General features: G+C 67.0%; 19 protein-coding genes. 10 read left to right on the top strand and 9 right to left on the bottom strand.

Features of this window, described 5'->3' with window-relative positions; translation table 11 throughout:
• Nucleotides 1-15: 15 nt before the first annotated feature.
• Entirely contained in the window at nt 16-1254 is a 1239-nt protein-coding gene (locus tag CSAL_RS06035) for a Zn-dependent hydrolase (RefSeq protein ID WP_011506488.1), read from the bottom strand.
• Between the two features lie 207 nt (nt 1255-1461).
• Between CSAL_RS06035 and CSAL_RS06030 the strand changes: the two genes are divergently transcribed.
• The 3 genes from CSAL_RS06030 to aguA all read left to right on the top strand — a co-directional run bounded on the left by CSAL_RS06030 (nt 1462) and on the right by aguA (nt 5507).
• Nucleotides 1462-2859, top strand: a complete 1398-nt coding sequence (locus tag CSAL_RS06030; RefSeq protein WP_011506487.1) for an aminotransferase — start codon at nt 1462-1464, stop codon at nt 2857-2859.
• A 180-nt stretch (nt 2860-3039) separates the two neighbouring features.
• Complete coding sequence (locus tag CSAL_RS06025; protein ID WP_011506486.1) at nt 3040-4386, top strand: Na+/H+ antiporter NhaC family protein; 1347 nt, start codon at nt 3040-3042, stop codon at nt 4384-4386.
• Between the two features lie 8 nt (nt 4387-4394).
• Nucleotides 4395-5507 carry an agmatine deiminase gene (aguA, locus tag CSAL_RS06020; protein ID WP_011506485.1) on the top strand — a complete coding sequence of 371 codons (1113 nt, stop codon included), beginning with the start codon at nt 4395-4397 and terminating at the stop codon, nt 5505-5507.
• Nucleotides 5508-5623: 116 nt separating this feature from the next.
• Here the strand turns inward: aguA and CSAL_RS06015 are convergent, their stop codons facing one another.
• Complete coding sequence (locus tag CSAL_RS06015; RefSeq protein WP_011506484.1) at nt 5624-6355, bottom strand: glutamine amidotransferase-related protein; 732 nt, start codon at nt 6353-6355, stop codon at nt 5624-5626.
• 52 nt (nt 6356-6407) lie between these two features.
• A complete protein-coding gene (locus CSAL_RS06010) occupies nt 6408-7763 on the bottom strand; it encodes a glutamine synthetase family protein (protein WP_011506483.1) in 1356 nt (451 codons plus the stop codon).
• Between the two features lie 237 nt (nt 7764-8000).
• On the opposite strand from CSAL_RS06010, the gene CSAL_RS06005 reads away from it, so the two are divergent.
• Nucleotides 8001-8804, top strand: coding sequence for a response regulator transcription factor (locus CSAL_RS06005; protein WP_011506482.1), 804 nt, complete (start codon nt 8001-8003; stop codon nt 8802-8804).
• Nucleotides 8805-8903: 99 nt separating this feature from the next.
• On the opposite strand, the gene CSAL_RS06000 is transcribed toward CSAL_RS06005, so the two are convergent.
• Entirely contained in the window at nt 8904-9656 is a 753-nt protein-coding gene (locus CSAL_RS06000) for a CDP-alcohol phosphatidyltransferase family protein (RefSeq protein ID WP_011506481.1), read from the bottom strand.
• A 186-nt stretch (nt 9657-9842) separates the two neighbouring features.
• Between CSAL_RS06000 and CSAL_RS05995 the strand changes: the two genes are divergently transcribed.
• The 5 genes from CSAL_RS05995 (at nt 9843) to CSAL_RS05975 (ending at nt 14174) form a co-directional block, all read left to right on the top strand.
• Nucleotides 9843-10820, top strand: a complete 978-nt coding sequence (locus CSAL_RS05995) for a zinc-dependent alcohol dehydrogenase (protein WP_011506480.1) — start codon at nt 9843-9845, stop codon at nt 10818-10820.
• Nucleotides 10821-10914: 94 nt separating this feature from the next.
• Entirely contained in the window at nt 10915-11313 is a 399-nt protein-coding gene (locus CSAL_RS05990; RefSeq protein ID WP_011506479.1) for a 6-pyruvoyl trahydropterin synthase family protein, read from the top strand.
• Nucleotides 11310-12359 carry a glycosyltransferase family 4 protein gene (locus CSAL_RS17690; RefSeq protein ID WP_011506478.1) on the top strand — a complete coding sequence of 350 codons (1050 nt, stop codon included), beginning with the start codon at nt 11310-11312 and terminating at the stop codon, nt 12357-12359. Before CSAL_RS05990 ends, CSAL_RS17690 begins: the two co-directional genes overlap by 4 nt.
• Nucleotides 12356-13222, top strand: a complete 867-nt coding sequence (locus CSAL_RS17685; RefSeq protein WP_011506477.1) for a hypothetical protein — start codon at nt 12356-12358, stop codon at nt 13220-13222. Before CSAL_RS17690 ends, CSAL_RS17685 begins: the two co-directional genes overlap by 4 nt.
• Entirely contained in the window at nt 13209-14174 is a 966-nt protein-coding gene (locus CSAL_RS05975) for a lysylphosphatidylglycerol synthase transmembrane domain-containing protein (protein WP_011506476.1), read from the top strand. The genes CSAL_RS17685 and CSAL_RS05975 overlap by 14 nt, the downstream gene beginning before the upstream one ends.
• 25 nt (nt 14175-14199) lie before the next feature.
• On the opposite strand, the gene CSAL_RS05970 is transcribed toward CSAL_RS05975, so the two are convergent.
• Nucleotides 14200-15051, bottom strand: coding sequence for a RibD family protein (locus tag CSAL_RS05970; RefSeq protein ID WP_011506475.1), 852 nt, complete (start codon nt 15049-15051; stop codon nt 14200-14202).
• A gap of 131 nt (nt 15052-15182) precedes the next feature.
• On the opposite strand from CSAL_RS05970, the gene CSAL_RS05965 reads away from it, so the two are divergent.
• Nucleotides 15183-16319 (top strand): GTP cyclohydrolase II, encoded by a 1137-nt coding sequence (locus tag CSAL_RS05965; protein WP_011506474.1) that lies wholly within the window; start codon nt 15183-15185, stop codon nt 16317-16319.
• A 15-nt stretch (nt 16320-16334) separates the two neighbouring features.
• Here CSAL_RS05965 and CSAL_RS05960 read toward each other — a convergent pair whose 3' ends face one another.
• The 4 genes from CSAL_RS05960 to recC are packed head-to-tail and all read right to left on the bottom strand — an operon-like array spanning nt 16335 to nt 26610.
• Nucleotides 16335-17168, bottom strand: a complete 834-nt coding sequence (locus CSAL_RS05960) for a creatininase family protein (protein ID WP_011506473.1) — start codon at nt 17166-17168, stop codon at nt 16335-16337.
• Nucleotides 17169-17207: 39 nt separating this feature from the next.
• A complete protein-coding gene (gene recD / locus CSAL_RS05955; protein ID WP_011506472.1) occupies nt 17208-19175 on the bottom strand; it encodes an exodeoxyribonuclease V subunit alpha in 1968 nt (655 codons plus the stop codon).
• Nucleotides 19172-22981 (bottom strand): exodeoxyribonuclease V subunit beta, encoded by a 3810-nt coding sequence (recB, locus tag CSAL_RS05950; protein WP_011506471.1) that lies wholly within the window; start codon nt 22979-22981, stop codon nt 19172-19174. Before recB ends, recD begins: the two co-directional genes overlap by 4 nt.
• A complete protein-coding gene (gene recC, locus CSAL_RS05945) occupies nt 22978-26610 on the bottom strand; it encodes an exodeoxyribonuclease V subunit gamma (RefSeq protein ID WP_011506470.1) in 3633 nt (1210 codons plus the stop codon). Before recC ends, recB begins: the two co-directional genes overlap by 4 nt.
• Nucleotides 26611-26761: the final 151 nt, after the last annotated feature.

The following is a 26761-nucleotide window of genomic DNA, read 5'->3' as shown; positions in this document are numbered from 1 at the left end:
GTTGTTCTCCCAGTATCAGGACGCACGGTTGGCGCGTTCAAGAATCGCATCGCAGAGCACTTGCGTGCCTGCGGCACAGTCTTCCGGCGTGGCGTATTCGGCCTCGTTGTGGCTGATGCCGTCGCGGCAGGGCACGAAGATCATGGCCGTCGGCGCGACCCGCGACACATAGACGGCATCATGACCGGCACCGCTCATCATGCGACGGTATTTCAGCCCCTGCTCTCGGGCGCCACGTTCCACCGCAGCGACGCACTCGGGGGCGAACTCGACCACCGGCGAGGCCCAGATCCGCTCCTGGGTCACCGTGACGCCGCAGGTCTCGCCCACTTCGCTGAGCAGTCCCTCGAAATACGCCTGCAATGCGTCGAGTTCGTTCTCTACCACATGGCGCAGGTCGATGGTGAGCTTGACGTCGCCTGGCACCACATTGCGAGAGGCGGACACGACCTCCAGGCAGCCGCAGGTCACCTTGGTGTCGCCGCTTTCGTCGGCCAGCGCATGGGCCTGCAGCCGGTCGATCAGACGCGCCGCCGCGGCCAGGGCATCGCGCCGATAACGCATGGGGGTGGGACCGGCATGGGCCGACTGCCCCGCAAGTGTCACGTCGAACCAGCGCATGCCCTGGACACCGGTCACCACGCCGATGGTCTCGCCTTCTTCCTCGAGCACCGGGCCCTGTTCGATGTGCAGCTCGAAGAAGCTGTCCAGACGCGGCTCGCCGACCGGCGATTCGCCGGCATAACCGCAGGCCTCGAGCGCCTCGCCGAACGTCACGCCGTCGCGGTCCTCACGGGCCAGGGTCGACTCGACGCTGAACGCACCGGCATAGGTACCGGAAGCGACCATGGCCGGCGCGAAACGGCTGCCTTCCTCGTTGGTCCAGACCACCAGTACCAGCGGCCGCTCGGTGACGATGTCGCGGTCCGCGAGTGTGCGCAGCACTTCGAGCCCGGCCAGAACGCCGAGAATGCCGTCGAAGCGACCGCCCTTGGGCTGGGTATCGAGATGACTTCCCATGGCCACTGGCGCGAGATCGTCGCGCTTGCCGGCGCGGCGGATGAAGAGGTTGCCGACGCGATCGACCTGCCAGGTACAACCGAGCGCCTCGCACCAGTCGAGCAGCAGGCGTCGTCCGGCGGCATCTTCCGGCGTCAAGGCCAGGCGACAACTACCGCCGTTTTCGGTCGGGCCGATCTCGGCCATCGCCATCAGACTGTCCCACAGCCGTTGGCCGTCAATGGAAACCGCCATGAAGTCTCCCCTTTGTGCTTGTCAGGTGTTTGGGTCATGGAACACATTAGGCGGCTCCCGGGTCGTTGCGATATACCCCTATCAGGATATATTCCCGCCCTACCCTTCCTCGCTAGTCTCTTTGCGAACGCAACGACGTATCACAACGACGACTCATCGCGGCCACCCATCCCGGCACTGACCGCTTTCAACGTGCGAGACGACACCATGACCATCGAGACCCGTGCCCACGATGCCCAAGCGCTGTGGCAGAAAGACAAGGATCACTTCATCCATCCGTTCACCGACTTCAGCACCTTTCACGAGGAGGGCTGCGACCTGATCACCGACAGCGACGGCATCTACGTCCAGGATGCCAAGGGCAACCGTTTCATCGACGGCATCGCCGGGCTGTGGTGCGTCAACGTCGGTCACGGCCGCCGCGAGATCGGCGAGGCGATGGCCGATCAGGCCACCCGCATGGCCTACTTCTCGACCTTCAACAACCTGTCCAACGCCCCGGCCGCCGAGCTTTCCGCCAGGCTGGCCGAGCTCGCCCCCGCGCACCTCAACCACGTCTTCTACAGCTGCGGCGGCTCGACGGCCAACGACGCCACCATCCGCCTGGTGCATTACTACTTCAACCGCCTCGGCAAGCCGGCCAAGAAGCGCATCATTTCACGCAACAACGCCTACCACGGCACCACCTACCTCGCCGCGACCCTGACCGGCATCGCCAGCAACAACTGGGACTTCGATACCCTCGATCACCTGGTCACCCATCTCAGCGAGGCCAACTGCTACCGGCGCCCCGAGGGGATGACCGAAGCCGACTACTGCGACCACCTGGTCCGGGAGTTCGAGGACACCGTCGCCGAGATCGGCGCCGACAACATCGCCGCCTTCATCGCCGAGCCGATCATGGGCGCCGGCGGCGTGCTGGTGGCACCGACGGACTATCACAAGCGCATGCAGGCGGTGTGTCGCGCCAACGACATCCTTTACATCGCCGACGAGGTCGTGACCGGTTTCGGTCGCCTGGGGCACTTCTTCGCCTCCGAGGCGGTGTACGAGACCCAACCCGATATCATCAACTGCGCCAAGGGGCTGTCTTCCGGCTATGCACCGCTGGGCGCGACGCTGATCTCCGACACGCTCTACGACGTGCTGTCCACGCCGCAGGGGCCGGGCGGCGTGCTGAGCACCGGCTTTACCTATTCCGGGCATCCGGTGAGCTGCGCGGCGGCTCTCAAGAACATCGAGATCATCGAGCGCGAGGGGATCTGCGAAAACGTCCGCGAGGTGGGCCCCTACCTCGAGGAACGCCTGGCATCGTTGTCGCATCACGCCACGGTGGGCGACGTGCGTGGCAGCCATTTCATGATGTGTCTCGAGAACGTCGCCGACAAGCAGACCAAGGCGCTCTTCCCTGTGGAGGCACGGGTGGGCGACCGAGTCGCCTTCGAGGCACAGCAGCGCGGTCTGATCATTCGCCCGGTCGGACACCTCAACATCGTGTCGCCACCGCTGATCTGGACGCGGGAAACCGTCGACCGCGTGGTGGATATCCTCGACGCCGCGCTGACCGCCACGACAGCGACCCTCAAGGCCGACGGCTACCTGTAAAAACGCCTTCTCGACCTGCCCGATGGGAGCATCCGAGGCAGGTCGCCCGTCAGAAGGGCATTCGCAATGAATGGCGAATGTAGCGCTCATGGAAGGGTTTGCAGTGCCTTCGAACAGGGCGGCCTGCCGGAGCCATCCACGGGCTCGATTCCCGACACCACAATCACAAAAGAGTATGACATGGACACTTACGGACTCTGGAGCCTGTTTCCCACCCTGATTGTGCTGATCATGGCCATCATCACCCGCCGCACCATCGAGTCGCTGATGACCGGCGCCCTGGTCGGCATGTTGATGATCGATCCGACAAGCGTGGTGACCCAGGCTTCCGACACGTTGCTCACGGTGCTCGGCAACGATACCGTGACCTGGATCATCCTGGTCTGCGGGCTGTTCGGCAGCCTGATCGCGCTACTGGTGCGTACCGGTGGCGTGCTGACCTTCGGCGACGTCATGACTCGTCGCATCCACGGCCGGCGCCAGGGACTGCTGACCACCTGGCTCCTCGGTCTGGCCATCTTCGTCGACGACTATCTCAATGCCCTGGCGATCAGCGCCTCGATGAAGAAGATCACCGACCGCTTCAAGGTCTCGCGAGAGATGCTCGCCTACATCGTCGACTCCACCGCCGCGCCGATCTGCATCCTGGTCCCCTTCTCGACCTGGGCCGTGTTCTTCGCCGGACTGCTCGAGGAAAACGATGTGACCGGCAGCGGCATGGGACTTTACATCGAGGCGATCCCCTTCATGTTCTATGCCTGGATTGCCGCCGCGGTGGTGCCGCTGGTCGCGATGGGCTGGATCCCCGCCATCGGGCCCATGAAGACGGCCGAACTGCGCGCCAGCGGCGGCCAGGTAATGCCCGACGGCGCCGAGGAAAACGCCCTGGAGACCGAAGATAAAGGCCAGCGCCGCCCGCATCTGCTCAACTTCCTGCTGCCCATCGCCAGCCTGATCTTCTTCACCTGGTATTTCGATATCGACATACTGCGCGGCGTGATCGTGGCCCTGGCCGTGACCCTGGTACTGATCTTCAGCCAGCGTCTGATGAGCTTTCACGCCACCTTCGATACCGCACTCGATGGCTTCAAGTCCATGCTCATGCCATTGGGCACGCTGGTCGCCGGCTTCACGCTCAAGGAAGTCAATGACGGGCTGGGACTCACCGAATACGTGATCCAGACGCTGCAACCGCTGATGACGGCTCAGTTGTTGCCGGCAGTGAGCTTCGTCACGATGGCGTTCCTGGCCTTTGCCACCGGCTCGTTCTGGGGGCTGTTCGCCGTGGCGATGCCGATCGTTCTGCCACTGGCGAGCAGCGTTGACGCCGAGATGCCACTGGTGATCGGCGCATTGATCTCGGCCAGCGCCTTCGGCAGCCACGCCTGTTTCTACGGCGACTCCACTGTGCTGTCGGCCCAGGGTAGCGGCTGCACGCCCATGGCCCATGCCCTGACCCAGCTTCCCTATGCGCTTATTGCCGCCTTCTTGGCCACGCTGGTATTTCTGGCGGCAGGTTATCTTTGAGGTTCATCATGAACGACACGGACATCGCGACGGAGCGTCGCACCGCCACCCCGGCAGAACTCGGCTTTTCCATGCCTGCCGAGTTCGCCCCGCACGACGCCTGCTGGATGCTCTGGCCGCAGCGTCCCGACAACTGGCGCTATGGCGCCAAGCCGGCCCAGGCGGCGTTCGTCGCCGTGGCCCGCGCGATCGCCGAGAGCGAGACGGTATTCGTCGGCGTCAACGACGACCAATACGAGAACGCCCGCAACCAGTTGCCGAGCCGCATCCGAGTGATCGAGCTTTCCAGCAACGATGCCTGGATGCGTGATGTCGGGCCGACCTTCCTGACCCATCCGGATGGTCGCCTGGCCATGGTCGACTGGGAATTCAACGCCTGGGGCGGACTCAACGGTGGACTCTACTTTCCCTGGGACAAGGATCGTCGCATCCGCCAGAAGATCGCCGAAGTCCTCGGTATCGAACGCTTCATCACCCCGCTGGTGGTCGAAGGGGGCGCCATCCACGTCGATGGCGAGGGGACCCTGATCACCACCGAGGAGTGCCTGCTCAACCCCAATCGCAATCCCGATCTCGCCAAGCCCGAGATCGAACGGCTGCTGTGCGCCTATCTGGGCGTCGAAAAGATCATCTGGCTGCCGCGAGGCTGTTTCCAGGACGAGACCGACGGCCACGTCGACAACCTGTGCTGCTTCGTCGCCCCCGGCGAAGTGGCGCTGACCTGGACCGATGACGATAGCGACCCGCAACATGCCATCTCCCGCGAGGCCCTGGGGATTCTCGAGGCGGCCACCGATGCCAGGGGACGGCGGCTTACCGTGCACAAGCTACCGATGCCCGGTCCGCTGACCATCGCCGAGACCGAAGCCAGCGGCGTCGACCGGCTGAGCAGTTCGCGCCCACGGCAACCGGGCGACCGCATGGCCGCCTCCTACGTCAATTTCTACATCGGCAACTCGGTGGTGGTGATGCCCAGGCTCGACCCGGCACATGACGACGAGGCACACGCCATTCTCGAGAACCTGTTTCCAGGCCGCCGGGTCGTCGCCGTCGATGCCCGCGAGATCCTGCTCGGTGGCGGCAACATCCACTGCATCACCCAGCAGCAGCCGCGTGTCTGAGCGTTGCATGGGCCTTCGGGATCATCGGGCTATCGCGACATGGCCCGCTTGATCCCGGATGGTCGCATCAAGCGCGGTATGGGCAAGCCGGGCGTTCAGACAACGCGTGGGCACGCTCAACGACGTCGACCCTGCTGCAGGAACTCGGCCATCCAGTGGGCGACCTGCAGCGAGTCCGTCTGCGCCGACGCCTCGTCGAGCGCGACCAGCGCCGGATCGGTCGCGCTCGACGGAATCGGGGCATCACGACGTGACTGAAGCAACCGCGTTTCGAACGCCACGTCGAACTCTGGATGCGCCTGCAGGGTCAGGATGCGATCGTCGTACTGGAGGGCCGCAAACGGGCAGAACGACGAAGAGGCGATGACGTCAGCCTGCTCCGGTTTGCTCAGCACCTGATCCTGATGCACTGCATTCAGCGTGAATCGGCCATCCAGGGCGCTCAGCTCCGCTACGTTCTTCTCCAGTCGGTAGGTATGCAATCCCACGCCCCAGCCTTGCGGATACCGATCGACGTCGGCGCCGAAGGCTTCCGCCACGATCTGGTGGCCGAAGCAAATGCCCACGATCGGGCCGCCGGTGTCATAGATGTCGAGAATCAGGTCTTTCAACCGTGCCATCCATGGCGACTTGTCGCAGACGCTGAACTTCGAGCCGGTGATGATCCAGGCATCGCAGGCATCGGCTGACTCGGGAAAGACGTCGTCGCGCACATCGTAGGTAGTGAAGGTAAAGCCATAGCCGGCCTGTTCGAACAGACGAACGAACATGTCGGCGTAGGAGCCATACTGGTCGATCAGATTGTCCGGCGTCGTGCCGGTGGCCAGTATGCCGATCTTCAGTGTCATGACGGATTCCTCGCTCACGGCCGCGCCGTGAATTTTTCAGGCCTGGCCGGGATCAGAGCAATCCCAGATAGGCCTCATATTCAACATCGGAGATGCGCTCGTTCAGCCGGCGGCGCTCCTGGCGCTTGGCTTGCGCGTAGACACGCACGAACTCTTCGCCCAGGTATTCCCTCAAAATCTCGCTCTGCTCGAAGCGAGCGATCGCATCCTGCCACTCGCACGGCAGTGGATAGCGGGGACTTTCTTCCGCGTAGGCATCACCTTCCACCGGGGCATCCGGCTCGAGTGCGTTTTCCATGCCATGCAGCGCACCGGCGAGAATGGATGCCAATACCAGATACGGATTGGCATCGGCCCCTGCCACTCGGTGTTCGATACGGCGAGCAAGGTTGGGGCTTTCCGGCACACGCAGGGCCACCGTTCGGTTCTCGTACCCCCAGCTGGCATGCGTCGGTGCATGAGCGCCCGGCATGAAGCGACGATAGGAATTCAGATGCGGCGCGAACACCAGCATGCTCTCCGGCATCAACTGCATCATCCCGGCGATGGCGTGGCGCAACAGGTCACTGCCCTGCTCGGTACCGTCGTCGAAAACATTGTTGCCGTCGCGGTCGAGCAGGCTGAAATGCGTGTGAAAGCCGTTGCCGCTTTCCTCGACGTAAGGCTTGGCCATGAAGGTCGCCGCATAGCCGTGGCGGCGGGAAACACCACGCACGAGGCGCTTGAAGAGAATCGCCTGATCGCCCGCATTCAGCGGATCGGCCACGTGGTTGAGGTTCACCTCGAACTGCCCCGGGCCCATCTCGGCAATGATGGTGTCGGCGCCGATCCCCTGTCCCTGGCAGGCCTCACGGATATCCGCGAAGAAGGCCTCGAAGCCGTCCATTTCCTCCACGGAATAACCTTCCGCATTGGCGAGACGACGCCCTTTGCCATCGGCCAGTGCCGGCGGTATCGGACGCTGCACGCTTTCCGATTCGGCATCCATCAGGTAAAACTCGAGTTCGGTCGCCAGTACCGGCGTCAGCCCCTTTGCGGAGAAGCGATCGACCATGCGGTTGAGCACCTGACGAGGATCGGCCCCGAAGGGCGTACCGTCGGGATTGAACATCATCGCCAGCATCTGGTCACGCGGCGCTTCCGACCAGGGCACCGGAATCGGCTCTTGGCTGACAGGCATGCAGACGCCGTCACTGTCACCGGTCTCGAATACCAGGCCATTGTCCAGAACATCCGCCCCCCAGAAATCGAAGCCCACTACCGAGAGCGGTAGTTTGAGCCCTTCCTTGCGGAGTTTCTTCAAGCCGCTGGCGGGCAGACGCTTGCCGCGCAAGTTGCCGTTCAAATCCGTGATAAAGAGATCCAGCTCGCGGGACTTGCCCTGTTTTTTATCCGTCGTCATACGCATGACTCTTGAGAGCTTTTTTCGAAAACCAGAGCCTTAAGGTATCCCATCCAGATAATGCTGTATCTATCACCCTGGGGGTATTCGGCCGCCGGAAGACGACCTGCCTCGGGACTGGCGAACTGCCTGCGGCATGCTCGCCACGCGAGCCGGGCTGGTACCGGCTGATCATCTGGCTTAGCCTTGGAGGCTATCCCTGATAGCGCCCTTTCGGCCGCATACAAGAAGCAAGGACAAGCGATGAGAGATCGCGTCAATCAGATACAGACCAATGAGAGCTGGCAGAAAAACCTGGGTGTCCTCATCGAGCATCAGCGATTGCGCAGCTTTCCGGTGATGCTGGAAGCCTTCCTGTCGACCCTGTGCTGCTTCGACACGATTCTGTTGCTGACCTACAAGAAATCGCTGCGGCCGATTCTCGTCCATCCTTCCGATCCGGCGGAGCAGAGCGATACCCTGCGGCAGTACATCAACCACGCCTATGTCCTCGACCCGCTTTTTCATGCCATCAAGAACACCGCCTCACCCGGCATCGTGCGCCTTGCCGATATCATGCCGGATTCCTTCAAGAGTACCGAGTACTACCAGACCTGCTACCAGAATTTCGGACTGGTGGATGAGATCAATCTCTTGATCCATCTCGATGACGAGGTGACCTGCGCCATCACGCTCGGGCGGAAGGCCTCGCTGGAAAGCATTTCGCGCATCGAGCTGAACGCCTTGCAGGACTTTCACCCGATCATCAGCGCGCTCATGCGTCAGTTCTGGCAGACGCAGTCCGACGAGTTCCTGCAGTATGGCCGCTCCGACGGCCCCATGAAGCGCGCCTTGCGTACTTTCGCCAGCGGCGTGCTGACGCAGCGAGAGCGCGAGATCACCGACCTCATACTCCGCGGCTTTTCCTCCCAGGCGATTGCCGACCACCTGAAAATCAGCGTCGGTACGGTCAAGGTGCACCGCAAGAACATCCATGCACGACTGAACACCTCCACCCAGGCGGAGATCTTCACACAATTCATCAACCACCTGAGTCACCTGGAATAGCGTCACCGGAAGCGTCCCACGACGGAACGGGCCGCCCCGACGCACAGCCCGAATCGTGTCGCTCAGCGACCACTCAAGGATACCGCGAGCCCCCAGGCCTCAGCCCCCCATGTGGCGATGGTGATACAACCAGACGACATCGCGCGCGAAGGAATAGATCAGCAGCGCCAGCGCCACGCCGACACAGAGCGCCGCCCAGAAAGATGACACCCAGGGCAGCAGCGCCACCAGCAGACTGGCGACCTGCCATACGCAGACCGCCTTGCGGCGCAGACTCGGGAATAACGGTCGCCGCAACCATGTCCATGCATGCCCCGCCGCCACGAAGGTGTAACGCATGGCGCCCACCACCAGCACCCACCCGCCGAGCTTGTCGAGCACGATGAGCGCGCAGCACAGCACCATGATGAAAAATGCGTCCAGTTCCATGTCGAAACGCGCGCCGAAATCGCTGGCGGAGTGCGTATGACGCGCCACCCAGCCATCGATGCCGTCCAGGCACAGTGCAAGCAGCGCCACCCATGTCATCTCGAGGACGTGTCGTTCCATGAACGCCGGAAACGCCATGCTGCCGGCGAGCAAGGCGATCAACACGGCGCGCAGCAACGTGACCCGGTTGGCCCATCCCAGCCAGCGCCGCGCCGCGGGCCATGCCCAGAGGATGATCAGCGCCATGCCCAGGTAGACGCCCCCTACCGACCAGCCGAGCCCGCGCGGAGCCGCCAGCCGCCATTGCACGGCCTCCACCAGCAGCCCCACCAGGCCCAGCCCGGCCAGCAATTCCATGCCGGCGGGCAGGCCGTGAGCCCACGCCGGTCGACGAGCCTGGGGAGGACGCGAAGAATCACGCATGCGATACCCCTTGGTGCAGCATGTTTTTCATTCACTATGGCAGATAAACCCGCCAGCGAGCGTCACTTTCACTACGCTGACGTTATATGACACAAATAAAAAATGGTACATAAAAAACGATATGTACAATAGCTGTACATGTAAGGGTCTCATGGACGATACTCGAGACAACGAAGGAGGTTGCCTATGCACGCAGCGAACGCCGACGCCTTTTGGACGCTGTCACCGGGGCACGGTGAAATAAGATCCCAGCCCCTACCGCCACGGGACGAAGATGCCCTGCTCATCCGCAGCCATTTCAGTGCCGTCAGCCGCGGCACGGAAAGTCTGGTGTTCCAGGGCAAGGTCCCGGAGAGCGAATACACTCGCATGCGCGCTCCCTTCCAGGAAGGCGACTTTCCCGGCCCGGTCAAGTACGGCTATGCCAATGTCGGTGTCGTCGAGGCGGGGCCTGCGGCCTGGCGGGGACGCGACGTGTTCTGTCTCTATCCTCATCAGACACGTTATGTGGTGCCCATCGAGGCCGTGGTGCCGCTGCCGGACGACCTGCCGGCAGCCAGGGCGATCCTCGGCGCCAACATGGAAACCGCCATCAACGCGCTGTGGGATGCCGCGCCGCGCATCGGCGACCGTATCACCGTGATCGGCGCCGGCGTGGTGGGTGGCCTGGTTGCCTGGCTGTGCCGACAGATCGCCGGCGTGCGCGTCCAACTGCTGGATATCGATGCCGACAAGGCAGAACTGGCCGCCGCGCTGGGGGTGGCGTTCCGCCACCCCCACGACGCCGAGGGCGCCCAGGACGTGATCATCCACGCCAGTGGCAGCCCGGCAGGCCTGCGCAGCGCGCTCCCGCTGGCGGGGTACGAGGCGGAGATCATCGAGCTGAGCTGGTTCGGGCAAGACGACGTCACGCTACCCCTCGGCGAGGCCTTCCACTCGCAGCGCTTGACGCTGCGTGCCAGCCAGGTCGGCGGCGTATCGCCAGCGCGGCGTGCCCGGCGCAGCCACTCGCAGCGCCTGCAACTGGCCTTGTCGTTGCTGCGTGACGCACGCCTCGATGCCCTCATCGACGGGGAAAGCGACTTCGCGGACCTGCCGACGACACTGGCACGACTCAGCACCGCGCACCGTCCGGGGCTCTGTCATCGTATACGTTACCCCTGAAGCGCTTGCGCGGCTTCGGCCGGCCTGACGAGCGCCCCGACACGTTGCCGACGCACCCCACTTCACGAACGCAAAGGCACAAGGAGACACACGGATGTTCAGCTTGACCGTCAGAGATCACTTCATGATCGCGCACAGTTTCAACGGCGATATCTTCGGCCCGGCACAGCGCCTCCATGGCGCCACCTATGTGGTGGATGTCGCCTTCAAGCGTCCGGAGCTCGACCGTGACGACTTGATCGTCGACATCGGCCTGGCCAGCCAGACGCTGTCGCGTGTCCTCGGCGAACTCAACTTCAACAACCTCGACGAGATCCCCGAATTTCAAGGCCGCAACACGACCACCGAATTCATGGCCAAGGTGATCTTCGAGCGTCTCGCCCATGCGATTCGCGACGGCGAACTGGGCGAGACGGGCTATGGTCTGACGGGGCTTGGCGTCACGCTGCATGAATCGCACATCGCCTGGGCCAGTTACGAGGGCGCCCTATGAGCGAAGTGCTGACACTGATCGTGGCCGGCGATCCCGATCAGTTGACCGGAGGCTACGTCTACGATGCCCGCATCGTCGAGGCGCTGCGCCAGCGTGATTGGCAGGTGCGGGTCATCGGCCTCGAGGGTCGCTTCCCCGAGCCCGACGGCACCGCACGCCGGGCCCTGGACGACGCGCTGGCGGCCCTACCCGATGGCGCCCGAGTCGTCATCGACGGCCTGGCAATGGGCGGCTTGCCGGAGGTCGTCGACTCGCACGCCGGCCGCCTGGCGATCACCGCCCTGGTGCATCACCCGCTCGCCGACGAGACGGGGCTTGGCGACGCCGAACGCGAGCGCTTCACGATCAGCGAAACCCGGGCGCTGTCGGCCGTGCGCGATGTCATCGTCACCAGTGCGTTCACCGCTCGCCGCCTCGCCGATTTCGGCGTCACCGCCGAACGCCTGCATGTGGTCGAACCCGGCGTGGAACGCGCCCCGGCAGCGCGCGGCAACGGCGATGTGCCCCGCCTGTTGTGCGTGGCCACGGTCACTCCCCGCAAGGGGCATGATGTGCTCGTCGAGGCCCTGGCCACCCTCACCGACCTGCCCTGGACATGCGACTGCATCGGCGGCCTGGACCGGGCGCCGGCGCATGTCGAGCATGTCCGGGCGCGCATCGCCGAGCATGGCCTGGAGACACGCTTACATCTTCTCGGCGAACGTCCCGCCGAGGCGCTCGGCGCGGCCTACCAGGGCAGCGACATCTTCGTGCTGCCCTCGCATTACGAAGGATACGGCATGGTCGTCAGCGAGGCGCTGGCGCATGCACTGCCCGTGATCACCACCACCGGCGGGGCATTGGCGCATACCCTCCCCGACGATGCCGGCATCAAGGTACCGCCCGGCGACAGCGAGGCCCTGGCTCGCGCCCTGCGCGACATGCTCGCCGACCCGGCACATCGCCGATACTGGCGGGAAGGTGCCGAGCGCCAGCGCGCCGCGCTGCGCGACTGGTCGCAGGTGGGTGATGCCTTTGCCGCCGCCCTCGAACGAGGCACGACATGAACACGGCCGCCATCTTCAGCGAAAGCTGGCTCACGCGTCGCGAGCATGCCGACCACAGCGCGCGTGCCGCTCTGCCGACGCAAGCCGCCGGCGCCTGGCTCGCCGCACGCTGCCAGGCACGCGAGGCACGACTCGTCGACCTGGGCAGCGGCAGCGGGGCCAACGTGCGCTATCTCGCACCGCGTCTTCCCGGGCCCCAGACATGGCGGCTCATCGATCATGACGCCGACCTGCTGGGGCATGCCGTGGGACGCTGCCAGCCGCTTCGCGACATGGACGGCACGCCGATTCGCCTGACCACCCAGCAACACGATCTGAACGCCTTGGCGGCAGATTGGCTGACAGGCGTCGATCTGGTCACCGCCTCGGCGCTGTGCGATCTGGTCAGCGACACCTGGGTCGCGTCCCTGGCGGCGGCTTGCGCGCGACACCGCTGTGCCGCCCTGATCGCCCTGAGCGTGGATGGCGATACCCGATTTTGCGTCGACGACACCGATGTCACCGATCGCGACGATGCCTGGTTGTTCACCACCCTGGCCGCGCATCAGCGCCGCGACAAGGGCTTCGGCCCTGCCCTGGGCACGGCCGCCCCCCAGGCGCTCGCCACCGCCTTCGCCGAACGGGACTTCCGGCTCGTCGACGCCCCGAGTCCTTGGCGACTGGGTCCCGCCCAACGTCCTCTGGCCCTGAGCCTGCTCGACGGCTGGGCCGGCGCCGCCCGCGAACAAGCGCCGGAAGAACGTGCACGTATCGATCGCTGGTGGCGGCGTCGCCGCGAAGCGCTGGATCAGGGTCTGGTCGATCTCTACGTCGGTCATCGCGACGTGTTCGCCGCACCGGAGCCGGACCATGGCCCGCGCTAACGCCATGCTGCTGCGCCTGGGTGTCAGCGGCGCCTTGATCGGCCTGCTCGCCTGGCGACTGGACGCCCAGGCGCTACGCGACGCCTTCGCCGCTCCCGCCCCGGGCTGGCTGTGGCTGGCGCTGCTGATCAGCGCTCCCCAGGTCATGCTGTCCGCCTGGCGCTGGCGCCTGACGGCCAGACGCATGGGGCTGACGCTCTCGCTGCGTCGCGCGGTCGCCGAATACTATGCGGCCACCTTCCTCAATCAGGTCCTGCCCGGCGGCGTCGTGGGCGATGCCACGCGTGCCTGGCGACATGCCCAGTCGAGCCTCGACCGCGCACGTGCCTGGCGTGCCGTCGTCATCGAACGCCTGTCCGGACAAGTCATGCTGCTGCTCATCGCACTGGTGGGCCTGGCCGCCGCGCCGGCGCTGCGCGACAGCCTGGCCGCCCTCTTCTTCCGACTGGGCAATGCCTCGTGGACCGGGCTCGTGGCAGGGATCGCCGGGCTCGCCGCGCTGGCACTCTGGGCCTGCCGGCGCCCGCCCGCCTGGCTGCGTCATACGCTGCACGATCTCGAGGTCGCCCTGGTGGCATCGAGCGTGTGGTTGTGGCAGTCCCTGGGGTCGCTCGGCGTGGTGGCCAGCTATATCGCGATCTACGCCATCGCCGCCCGGGCCATCGGCGCGGATATCGCCCTGAGCACCCTGCTGCCCTTGATCCCGCCGGTTCTCATGGTCATGGCGATTCCGCTTTCCGTCGCCGGATGGGGGCTCCGCGAGGGGGCCGCGGCGCTGGTATGGATGGGTGCGGGCCTGGACCCCGCGCAAGGCGTGGCGATCTCGCTGGTGTATGGCGTGATCGTGCTGGTCTCGAGCCTGCCGGGGGCATGGCTGCTGTGCCGTCGGCGTCCGCCACGCCAGGGCCGCGACACCCCGCCGCCGGGCGCCCCGCTGACGAGCGAACGCTGAGGAGACCGCCATGCACGATGACGTATCACGCCGCGTCGACGGCACGCAGCGCCAGATCGAACAAGGTATCGTCTCCCATCGCGAACGTGCGGCACGGTGGTCGCAGGGCGGTGTCGAGCGTCTCGATCTCGGCGAGACTCACCGCCGGACGCCCCGAGCCGATCAACAGCGGCGCCACCACGACATGCAGGCGATCGAGCTCGCCGTCGGCCAAGAAGCGCGACACGGTCTGCCCGCCGCCTTCGACCAGCACACGCCGCAAGCCGCGTGCTGCCAGGGTCCTGCACAAGGCAGCCGGCGTCAGGTCGGCGGCATCTTCGACCACACAGGTATCGACATGCGCCCCCAGCGCTCCCCGAGGCAACGGATGCCGCGTGATGTGCAAGGTCGGCGCCTCGTCGTTCTGGAACACGCCCTGGGTGGCGGGCACGCGCCCATTGGGATCGAGAATCACGCGAACCGGGTTATGTCCCGACACGTGCCGCACGCTGAGCCGTGGGTCGTCGGCGCATGCCGTCCCCGCGCCGATCAGGACGGCATCGACCAGCGCGCGCAGCCGGTGCAGATGCACGCGACTCGCCTCGCCGGTGACGTAATGCGACGCACCGCTGACCGTGGCGATGCGCCCATCGAGGCTCTGCCCGAGCTGGCCGATGACGAAACGCCCCGGCGTGGCACAGCAGGGCAGCAAGGTATCGAGCAGCGCCGCGGCGTCCGCCGTCACCTCGCCCTCGGCCTGCCAGTCACCGCCGCGTTGAACCCGCAAGGTACACGCTGGCGAGCGCAGCGTCAGCGTGGCCTGGGCATGCCAGTCCTGTTCGCGAATCTGGCCGATCCATTGCCAGGCCAACGCTGCATCGAGTATCGAAGCGCTCATACGGTCTCCCATGCCGTGTGCCGGCGAAAACGCCATCCCGCCTGCCGTCTGGCCACGTCGCGAGACGAGGCGCCGCAGGCGGACCAGACGTCATCGAAGCATTACGACGCGAAAAAACCAAGGAGAGGCTCATGAGACAGGTAGAACGTGCGATCTTCGACGTGCGCCGCGGCTTGCCGATCGTGCTGCGCACCCCGCAAGACGACGTCGTGATTCAGCCACTGGAAGGCATCGACGACGAGACCCTGACGTCACTCGCCGCCCTGACCGGCCATGCGCCGGGCCTGGTGATCACCGAGCATCGACTCGCCTGCCTGGGCGCGCCGATGCACGAAGTCTCTCACGCCGTACACCTGCCGCTCAGCGCGGACCAGCGTGCCGGCGATGTCGTGGCCTGGGCCATGGCAGCCGAGGCCGAAACGCCCGAGGCATCGCAGCCCGCCACACCGGCGGAGACGGCGGCACTGGGCCTGATGCGACGCGGACTGCTGGTGCCCGCCGCCTTGAGCGCCACGGTGGCCCCATCACGCCGCGAGGCGGTGAACGCCCTCATCGCCGACGGCACCTTGCTGGTCGTGTCCCTCGAGGATGTGCAGCGTTACGACGAAGGCGACATGACCTCCCTCAAGCGCATCAGCGAGGCGGAGATACCGCTGGCCGAGGCTGATCGCACGCGATTCGTGCTGTTCCGCGAAAGCGACGGCCTGCGCGAGCACCTGGCGGTACTGGTGGGCGATCCTGCCCAATGGGCCGACGCCGTTCCGACGCGCCTGCACTCGGCGTGTCTCACCGGCGACCTGTTCGGCAGCCTGCGCTGCGATTGCGGCGAGCAATTGCGCGGCAGCGTGGCCGCCATCGCCGAACGCGGTGGCGGCATTCTGCTGTACCTCGCCCAGGAAGGGCGCGGTATCGGTCTGGCCAACAAGCTGCGGGCCTACCACCTGCAGGACGACGGCCTGGATACCGTCGACGCCGACCAGGTGCTGGGCTTCGGCGACGACGAACGCCGCTATCATGTCGCGCTGCAGATGCTCGAGGCCCTTGCCGTCACGCGCATCGAGCTGCTGACCAACAATCCCGGCAAGATCGACGCCATGAGCCGAGGCGGTGTCGAGGTGGTCGGCCGCCAGGCCTGCTATGGCAAGCTCAACGAACACAACCGGCGCTACCTGAGCGCCAAGGCCGAACGCGCCGGGCACTGGCTGAACGACGTGCTGGAACGTGACGGTACGCACGCCACGCGACGCGATATCAGCTCGCTCAAGTGACCCGGAGCGCGTCCTTCACTCGCGGGACCGCGCGCCGAGCTGGGTCAGGTCGAAACATGCCGCCGCCTCGACGACGGCGGCCAGACGCGCGGCGAAATGGGCCACCAGACGCTCTCCGAGCGCCGGGGTGGCCAGTCGCGCATCCCCCACCACGCCGTCGGGATGCAGGTCCTGGGCCAGCCATGCGAAACCGGCATCGCCCTCGGGCAACAGCCCGTGGCCGGTCTGTTCCTGCCGCGCGCCCAGCGATACCGCCTCGCCGAGATGGGCGTGGCGCACCTTGTGCGGCGCCAGATGCATCATCATGGCAGTTTCCAGTGCCCCGCCATGCAACCCGTGGCGCAACTCCTCGGCAGGCAGCGCGTCATCGGGCGGAGCGAAGCGAAAGTAATTCGCCTTGACCACCAGCAAGCCATGGCGCTCGCGCAACGTGAGCGCCGCGAGGTCGACCACCGCCTTGTTGCCGCCATGACTGTTGAACAGCACCAGGCGACGAATCCCGGCGCGCGCCACGCTGGCGCCGATCTCCACCAGATGCGCGATGGCGGTCTCCGGCGCCAGGCTCAGGGTGCCCGCGAAATCGCCATGCTCCATGCTCGCCCCCACCGCCACCGTCGGCAGCACCAGCAACTCGATGTCACGTGCCACGTGGGCGCGAGCCGCCGCCACCAGGCCGTCGGCGATATCCACATCGGTCGACAGCGGCAGGTGTGCACCGTGCTGCTCGACGGCCCCCAGCGGCAACAGCGCGACGCTTTCCGGCGTCACCCGTGCGGCCAGTTCGGGGCTGCTCAGTGACGCCCAGTCGGTGCCGCCGGGCGCGCTGTCTCCAGGCGTTGATGCCTCCATGTCCTTGTCCTCTCGGTCGAAACGGTCGAACCGCGGCCCTCAATCCCTCGGCCAGTCCAGGGCCGCCACCCACTCGGCGAACCCGCTGTCGCGCACCACGCGTCGCGTCAGAGCACTCTCGACGACGCTCGCGCCGCCCCCGGCCAGCGTCAAGCGCTGCCTGGCCCGAGTGATGCCGGTATACACCAGCTCGCGGGTCAGGATCGGATTGGCGCGTTCGGGCAGCACGAACATCACGTGCGTGAACTCGGAGCCTTGCGACTTGTGCACCGTCATCGCGAATACCGTCTCGCAGGCGTCGAGCCGCGATGGCAGCACGGCCCGGACGCCACCGGCAGTCGCGAAGAACACACGCAGGCGCCGCCCCGCCTCGGCATCCGGCAGGGCGATGCCGATATCGCCATTGTAGAGCCCCAGCTGCGGGTCGTTGCGCGTCACCATCACCGGGCGCCCGGCATACCAGCCTTGCGGGTCCTCGATCCAGCCTTCACGCCACAGGCCGGCGGCGATACGGGCATTGAGCCCCTCGACACCCCAGGGCCCGCGCTTGAGGGCGCACAGCACCTGAAAGTCGTTCAACCGCGCCAGCACGTCGGCCGGGGACGCCCCGTCGCGCACGCGGCGATAAAAATCGCGATACCCCGCCAAGGCGGCACGCTCGACCTCGCGCTGGGCGTTCGAGGATGCCAGCCACTGGATGTCCGTGTACTGCGCTTGCCAGGCCTGGCGGAAGGCCGCGACATCGCCGTCGTTGGTGGCCGCGGCCAGGGCACCGATACCGCTGTGCGCGTCGAAGCGGAAACTCTTGCGCAGCATGACGACGTGGTCTGCCAGCGGCGAACATGCCGGGTCGGGCGTCATGTCGGTATCCGCCAGTTGCGACAGCACTTCGCAGGCGGCCGGCGAATAGCCCTGGTCCAGCGCATTGGCGCAGAGATCGCCCAGCACCGAGCCGGCCTCCACCGAGGCAAGCTGGTCCTTGTCGCCGAGCAGGATCAGGCGCGCCTCGTCGGGCAGGGCCTCGAGCAGCGCCGCCATCAGTTCCAGGTCAACCATCGAGGCCTCGTCCACCACCAGCAGGTCGAGGCTCAGCGGTTGCCCCGCGTGATGGCGAAACTGTCGCGTATCGGGACGAGCGCCCAGCAGCCGATGCAGCGTCAGCGCCTCGCGCGGTAGCGTCGCCGCCACGTCGGCTTCGACATCCAGACCGCTCATGGCGCCGGCGATGGACTCGGACAAGCGCGCCGCCGCCTTGCCGGTGGGCGCCGCCAGTTGAATGCGCAGCGCACGCTCGCCTCGGGAGGCCGCCAGCGCCTGCGTCTGGAGCAATGCCAGCAAGCGCGTCACCGTCGTCGTCTTGCCGGTTCCGGGACCACCGGAGATGATCGTCAACCGGTTGCGCAACGCCAGCGTACAGGCCACCTTCTGCCAGTCCGGCGCGTCCTCCGAGGCGCCATTGGCCGAGAACAGCCGCGCCAATGGTGCGGCCAGCGAGGCCTCCACCGGCAACGGGCGCCCCAGACGCGCGCCGAGGTGCGTGGCCACGGCCTGCTCGGCGCGCCAGTAGCGCCGCAGGTACAGACGTTCGCCGACCAGCACCAAGGGCGTGGTGCCCGGCCCGGGCGACGCCACCAGCGGCGACTCGGCCAGCCGCGCGGCCCAGGTCGCGCTCTCCAGACCGCGCAGGAAGTCGTCCGGCAACGGGACCGACTCGTGCGGAGCGTCCTCTTCCAGAGGCGGCAACGACAGCACGTCGCGCGGAGCAGCGAGTGCCCGCGGCAGGGTCAGGCAGACATGTCCGCGCCCCAGTTGGTGGCTGGCCAGGGCCGCCGCCAGCAATACCTCGACCGGCGCCCGGGCATCGTGTTCCGCCAGAAAGCGCGCGAAATGCGCATCCAGGGGACGCAGCCAGCCCAGCGCTTCCCACCAGGCCAGACTCTCGAAGAGCGACTCCCGGCTCATGCCCGGCGAGGCATCCAGTGCCAGCGTGTATTGGTCTGGGCTCATGGGCTGCTCCGGGTTGCTGACGATGCCTGTGTCATGGCTGCCTCGATGTCATGCCGCTGCGCACGTGGCGCCGCACTCTCTTCCAGTGTCGCACGCAACGCCTCGACGGGGCCCGTGTCGCCCTCCAGCCAGGCATCCAGCGCTTCGATCAGGCGGCGCTCGGGGCGGCGCTGAAACACCCCCTGCCCCGGCGTGCCGTCCACGCCGCGCAGGAACAGGTAACAGGCGCCCCCCATGTGGGTGTCGTAATCGTAATCGTCGAGGCGTGCCGTCAGCAGACGGTGCAATGCCAGCACGTACAGCACGTACTGCAGGTCGTAACGATGCTCGACCATCGCCTCGGCCAAGGCCTCGGGACGATAATCCGCCGGCGCATCGCCCAGATGATTGGATTTCCAGTCGAGGACGTACCAGCGGCCGTCCTCGGCTTCGAACACCAGGTCGATGAACCCCTTGAGCATGCCGTTGAGCTTGCGGGGCGCCAGCCGGGGACGCGGCTCGGGCAAGGGCTCGAAGGCCGAGACCAGGGCGTCGAGCGGCGCGCTCCACGCCTGGTGGGCAGGCAGCCAGAACTCCAGCTCGGGGCGCCAGGCCGCCAGGCCGTCGAGACGAATCTCGGTCCCCGCGTGCCCCGGGAAAGGCGTCGGCAATGCCGTGCACAGCCAGTCGAGCAGCAGCGGCGCCCATTCGGGCTCGAAGCCCCCCAGGTGCAAGCGCGTGCTGACCAGGCGTTGCAACTCGTCGCGATAGGCCGGCTCGCGCAGGCGATCGAGGTCCACCGCCTCCAGCAAGCCGTGCAAGAAGGTACCGGGACGCGGACCGCGAGGAAAGTCGCGCAGGGTGCGCACCGCAGGACGCGGCACCGGGTCCTGCTCGCGACTGACCTCGACATCCAGGGTCGCCGGGGCATCCCACGTCATCGAGGCCTCCTCGCCCGCCGGTGCAAGGCGGGCGTCGACGATCAACGCCGAGTACGAGGCGATCCACCAGTCGTCGTCGATGCCGCCGTTGAAACGTCGCGCCGACGCCACGGCGGGCAGGGCGTGACGAACGCGCAAGCGATGCCCGGGCGGCGCGGGGCAGGCCTCGACACTCAGCGCCGCCGCGAGACGTTCGCGCACGTCATGCGCCTGGTCGTCGGCCTCGCAGCCGAGCAACCGACCCAGTGCCGTCTCGTGCAGGCAACCACTGGTGCCACGACCGCGCCCCAGATGCGCCACGCCCAGGCGACAGGCGTGCGCGGCCCGCGTCAACGCCACATAGAGAAGCCGCACGTCTTCATCCAGCCGGGCACGTTCGGCGGCGGCCAGTTGCTCGTCATCGGCGCCATGTACCAGCGCGCGGCCATGCCGGGGGTCGCGCCATTCGAGCAGTCCGGTCCCGCGCTCCGGCTCCGCCGGGCGGTAATCGCACACGAACGGCAACAGCACGATGGGGTACTCGAGTCCCTTGGCCTTGTGGATGGTGACCACCTTGACCAGGTCCTCGTCGCTTTCCAGGCGCTGACTGACGGCCTCGGCATCGAGTTGTCGGGTGCCCTCGACGAGCGCGCGATGCCACCAGCGCAGCAACGCATGCTCGCCGTCGAGACGCGCCGACACCGTCTGCGCCAGTTCCCCGAGATGCAGCAGGTCGGTAAGCGCCCGCTCGCCGTCGTCGCGCGCTCCCATGCGCTCGGCCACGCGGAAATCGCGCATCACCGCGCGCAGCATCGGCAGCACGCCACGCCGCTGCCACTGGCGGTGATAGTCGGCGAAGCGCTCGACCTCGCGCTCCCAGGCCAGCTCGTCGGCGAGCAAGGTCTCCAGTGCCGCCGGGTTGTCGTTGAGCAACCGCGTCGCCAGGGCGGCCTTGAGGCGCGCGTCCTGGCGCGGCTGCGCCACCGCCTCGAAGAGCTGCAGCAGCTCGAAGGCCAGTGCGGTATCGAAGACACTGGCGCGTTCGCTGAGATACACGCTGCGAATACCGCCCTCGGCCAGCGCGCGGCGTACCGCCAGCGCCTCGCTCCCCTTGCGTACCAGGATCGCGATATCCGCCGGGCGTACATCGCGTTGCCCGCCCTTCTCGTCGACGAAATGCCAGCCGCCCTCGAGCGCCCGCTGCACCTCGGCCCGCGCGGCGCTGGCCATGCTCGCCTGATAGTCGGCCTTCGCATGGCGTTCGTCACCCGGCCACCAGGCACCCAACGCCGCCACCTCCTGCCCGTCGGCGTTGCAAAGACGCGCCTTCTGCCCCTTGGCCGCGACCTCGACGAAGGGAATCTCGTCGCTGCCGAACGGCGTGGGATGTCGTGCGAACAGGCGGTTGACCGCCTCGACCATGGCCACGCTGGAGCGGAAGTTGCGCGTCAGGGTGAAACGGCTGGGGGTCTCGCGGCGCGCCGCCAGATAGGTCTCGATGTCGGCACCGCGAAAGGCGTAGATCGCCTGCTTGGGATCGCCGATCATCAACAACGTGGTGGTGTCGGCATCGGCCTCAGGGGCACGATAGATACGCGAGAAGATGCGGTACTGCAGTGGGTCGGTGTCCTGAAACTCGTCGATCAGCGCCACCGGCAGGGCCTGGCGAATGCGTCCCGCCAGCCGCCAGGCCGCCTCCGGCGCGGCTTCGGGGTCGAGTGCGGCGTCCAGGTCCTGCAGCAGATCGCCGAATTCCCACAACCCCTGGCGACGCTTCTCGGCGGCGAACATCGCCGCCACGGTGTCGCGCGCGTGGGCCAGCAGTCGCGGGGCCAGGACATCGAAGGGCGTGGCGGTCTCCGCCAGTTCGTCCAGCCGGGCGAAGAACGGATGCGTGGGCACGTCGTGGCCTTTCTTGGTGGCCTTCTCGAGCTTGGCCTGACTCAGCCAGAAACGGCCCTGGCTGTCGGTCGTGCCGTCATCGGCCTCGAAGGTCGCCAACCATTGCTCGAACGCCGCCAGCCGCGTATCGAGTTCGTCCGGCTTGTAGCTGTTCCTGTTGAGCGCGCCGCGCGAGAAGGCCTCGTTCAGGCAACCGGCGATGGCCTCGCGATCCCAGGCCTGGCGCAGCGAATCCTCCAGCGCCTGGCGTGCCGCCAGCGCGCGCTCGGCGTCGCCCAGCAATGTCGTCAGCGATGCGGGGGCCTCGACACGTTCGCCGTCCCACCACAGGGGTTGCGGCCGTGCGTCCTTGAGCAGTGGCTGCAATGCCTGGCTGAGCGCTTCCGGGCCTTCCCAGCGGCGGCGAATCTCGCGCTGCCAATGCGCGGCGAGCGGATAGAAATGACAACGCCAGTAATCCTCCACCACCCGGGTCAGCAAGGTCGAGCCATCTTGCAGCAGCTCGGCACCGAAGCGCGCGCCGGCATCGAAGGCATGACGGGTCAGCATGCGCTGGCAGAAACCGTGAATGGTGAAGATGGCGGCTTCGTCCATCAGTCGCGCGGCTTGATCGAGCCGCTTGGCGGCGCTTGCCACGGCGGTCTGCCCGGCCTCCACCAGGGGCGTGAGCAAGGCGCCGAGCACATCGTCGTGGCGGGCCTCGGGCGGGGCCAGCAACCAGTCGCGGGCCTCCTTGAGGCGCGCGCGGATGCGCCCGCGCAGCTCGGCGGTGGCGGCTTCGGTGAACGTCACCACGAGGATTTCCGGCGGCAGCAGCGGACGTGGATAGTCACACGCCTCACGCCCCGGCAACGGACCGAGCACCAGACGCACGTAGAGCGCCGCCAGGGTAAAGGTCTTGCCGGTCCCCGCGCTGGCCTCGATCAGGTGATGGCCGGCCAGCGGCAGATGCTCGAGCACCAGCGGCTGGGGCTGCGCCACCGGGGCGTCATCGAACGTCGTCATGCGCGTCCTCCATGTACTCGCTGGGTCACCTGCGCCAGCATGTCTAGCAAGGGCGCGTAGAGCGTCAGCGAGGCCGCGACGCCCCCTGCCGCCTCGAAGGCGGCGAAATCGGGCCACAGCTGTCCCAGGGCGCCGTCGCGTGCCCTCAGGGCCGCCGGACCGGCATAGGCATCGGTTTCGTAACGTGCGATCAGCGCCTCGCGCAGGCCGCTCTCCAGCGGCTCCCCGGCCTGCAGGGCCTCGCAGGTCTCGCGCGGCACGCGTTTCCAGATCTCTTGTGCCACCTCGCCGATCGCCGGCCAGGGCATGCGGTAGGCACGCGCCCAGGCGTCCAGCCAGGTCGCGAGCTGCTGTCGCGCCGTGGCGGCGGCCATTCCCGGCAAGCTCAGGCAACGATCCTCGAAGACCGCCGTCCAGCTGCAGGGTGCCTCCAGCGTGGCATTGGCGAGCAGCCAGCGCAGATACCCGCCGTAGAGTCGATGCACCTTGCCGACGTGTCGGTGCGGCCCCGTGCCTTCGACCTTCAAGTGGCCGTAATGCCCGGGCTCCAGCGTCATCAGGCACCAGGGCGCGGCGCCATCCTCCGGCGCGGCGAACACGTCGTCGAGGCGTGCCTCCAGCGTCAGCGCCGACGCGCCCCCCTGGAAGCGGGCGAGAAACGGCGAGGCGGCAGTGCAGGCGGCCACATCGCGACGCCAGCTTTCCACCTGGCGCGACAAACGGGCCAGACGCGGCTCGATCAAGGCCTCGCCGAAGCCCGCCGTTGGCAGGCGGCCGGCCAGGCGCAGCCGCTCGGCGACGCTGGCGAGTGCCACGCCCCCGCGCGCGCCGTCGAGCAGCTCGCGCTTGAGCCCATGGTCCTCGAGGCCGTCCAGCGCGAAGGGCTCGTTGTCCTCGTCGGGGACGTGGGGATCGACGTAATGAACCCCCAGGCGCCCGAGATAGACCGTCCACGGGCGGCGCAGCACGCGTTGCAGGTCGCCCAGCGACAAGGGCTCGTCAGGCAGCGATGCCATCGAGGCATCCGGCGAGGGGGCGCCGTCCGCCGTCGCCGCGGCGGTGTCTTCAGGCGTCGCGTACAAGGCTTCCCAGCTCGCCTCGTAGGTGAAACGTGGATCGTCGCGTTCGAAGTAGCGGCGCGAGAAGGGCTGCAACGGGTGCGTCTCGATCAGCCGGCGTGCCAGCCGCGCGTCACGCGAACCGGCGCCGTCCTCGGGGACGTCCCACCCCTGCTCGAGGGTATCGAGCAACTCGCCGATCAGCACCGAGGGCGGACGCGGCGTGTTGTCGCGCACATCGTGCCCCACCCAGGAAAGCGTCAGCTTGGCGCGCGCCGACAGCATGGCCTCGAGCATCAGGTAGCGGTCGTCGTCGCGCCGCGACCTGTCACCGGGACGCGGCCGCGTGGCCATCAGGTCGAAGTCCTGGGGTTGGCGCACACGCGGATAATCGCCGTCGTTCATGCCCAGCAGATACACCTCGCGGAACGGAATGGCCCGCATTGGCATCAAGGTGGCGAAATTGACCTTGCCCGCCAGAAAGCGTTGCGCCAGGCCGCCCTCGTCCAGTTCGGCACGCAAGGCATCGCGCACCACACCGAGCCCCACCGGCTCCTCGAAATCGGCATGCCGGCATTGCTGGGCCCAACGCGCCAGGGCCGCGTCGAGACGCGCCATGACATCGTGTTCATCCGCCGTGCCAGGCTGCAGGCAGGCCGCGAACAACGCCTGCAAACGGCCCAGCCACGCCATCGGCGTCAAGCGCTCGCCCAGCGCTGCGCACTGCTGCTCCAGGGTACTCAGCAACGTTGCCACACGCCCCGCCAGATCGGCCTCCAGGCCGCCGACTTCGGCATAGGGCACGATGCCCTGGAAATCCCCCGAGGGGGCATGCCCCAGTGAGTCTTCACTATCGTCTCGCGCCCCGCCGGCCGAGGGCTCCCCCACGGCATAGCCCAGCAGCATGCGCGACAGTCCGAACCGCCAGCTGTTCTCGCCCAGCGCCGGGAACCCCAGCGAGTCGCGATGTTCTGCGCTGAGCCCCCAGCGCACGCCACTGCCCGCCAGCCATTGGCGGAGCCGCTCGAGCTCGGCTTCGTCGATGGCGAAGGCGGTGCGGAAGGCAGGGACTTCCAGGGCGTCGAGCACCTCGCTCACCGTCAGGCGGCGTTCGGGCAGCTCGAGCAGCAGCAGCGCCAGGGCCATGAGCGGGTGTGCCTCGCTGGCCACCTGGTCGGCGATGGTGAAGGGAATGTGTCGGGGATGCGATGGCGGCAACTGGCCGAAGACCGCCTCGATACAGGGGGCATAGCGGTCGATGTCCGGCACCATGACGATGATGTCGCGGGGACGCAGCGGCTGGCCCGCCGCCTCGGCGCGCTCGAAGGCCGCCAGCAGACGGTCGTGCAGGATCTCCACCTCGCGCAGCGGTGAGTGAGCGCTGACCAGGGACAGCGACTCGTCATCCTCGGCGATCCTTCGCGGGCCGCCCTCACGCCGGGCACGCTCGCCGGGATGCACCAGCTCGAGCACGTCCTGCTGCAACTGCTGCAGCAATGTCGGCGACTGCTCGGGCGCCATGTCGCGGAAGACATCGGTTTCGAGATCGAACCCGCGGTCGCTTTCGAACTCGTACAGGCCCACGATGAAGTCGCGCCCCTGCGTGCCCCACCCCGCCAGCAACGGGTTGGCATGCAGATGCAGGGCCTCCTCGTCGAGCTCGGCCAGCCACGGCGCCTCGGGGTGGCGCGCCTCCTGCTCACGCCGGGCCTGCGACGACAGTCGTCCGGCCCGCTTGATGGCATCACGGTCGGAGACGATGTCCCCCCAGTAATGACGGCAGGGGTTGGCGATCATCAAGAACACATCGACCACACCGGAGAGCGCGTGCAAGGCCTCCAGCGTCTGTGCGGGCAGCGCCGAGATCCCGAACACGAAGACACGGGGCGGCACGTCGCGGGGCCGCTTGCGCAGCCCCCGGGCGGCGTCGAGAAAGCGCCGATGCAGGCGTGCGCGGTGGTGCTCGCGCGCAGCGGCCGGGGCGTCCTCGATCAGCGCGCGCCACAGCGCCGGCTGCCAGCGCTGGTCGTCGGGCAGGTCCGCGGGCGCGTGTTCGCCTCGTTCCCAGGCCTCGATCCATTCGGGGCGGTAGATCAGGTATTGGTCGAAGAGGTCGGCGAGACGCACCGCCAGGTGCCAGCGACGCCGTTCGCGTGCCTCCTCCGCGGCGCCCGGCAAGGGACTCGCCTCCAGTGCCTCGCCCTGGAGATAGTCGCGCAGCGGCGCGTAGCACGTCGGATCGTCGGGAGACGTCTCGGGATCGAGGCAACGTTCCAGCAACGCCATCAACCGCCAGGCCAGGGGAGTCTTGTCGAACGGGGACTGCTCGGGGATGTCGTCTCCCAGCACCGCGCGATAGGCGCGCCACACGAAACTGGAAGGCAGCGGAAAGTCCACCGAGGCGGCGATGCCGTCGGCCTCGGCCAGGGTCAAGCGCAGCCACTGCGCCATGCCGTTGGATTGCACGAGGAAGGTTTCCGGCACCAGCGGCGGTTGACGATGGCGCCGAATGACATCGAGCGCGAGCGTCCCCAGGTCCTCGAGGTGGTTGGCGTGTATGACGCTGAACATGCTGGCTCCCGGCGGTCGAGGTGGCGTCCAGCGGCATCTTACACCATCGCGAGGGCAGCCCCGAGCCCGGGGAGGACGGAAGACAACCGACGCGCCTGGCGGCCGGTACGCCGAGCGCTGTCGCCCGCCGCTTTGTCAACCTTAAGGAGTG

Origin of the sequence: Chromohalobacter israelensis DSM 3043, assembly GCF_000055785.1 — a bacterium.
Lineage (GTDB): Bacteria > Pseudomonadota > Gammaproteobacteria > Pseudomonadales > Halomonadaceae > Chromohalobacter > Chromohalobacter israelensis.
The sequence above is the reverse complement of the archived record's forward strand: the minus strand, read 5'-3'. Positions and strand labels throughout refer to the sequence as shown.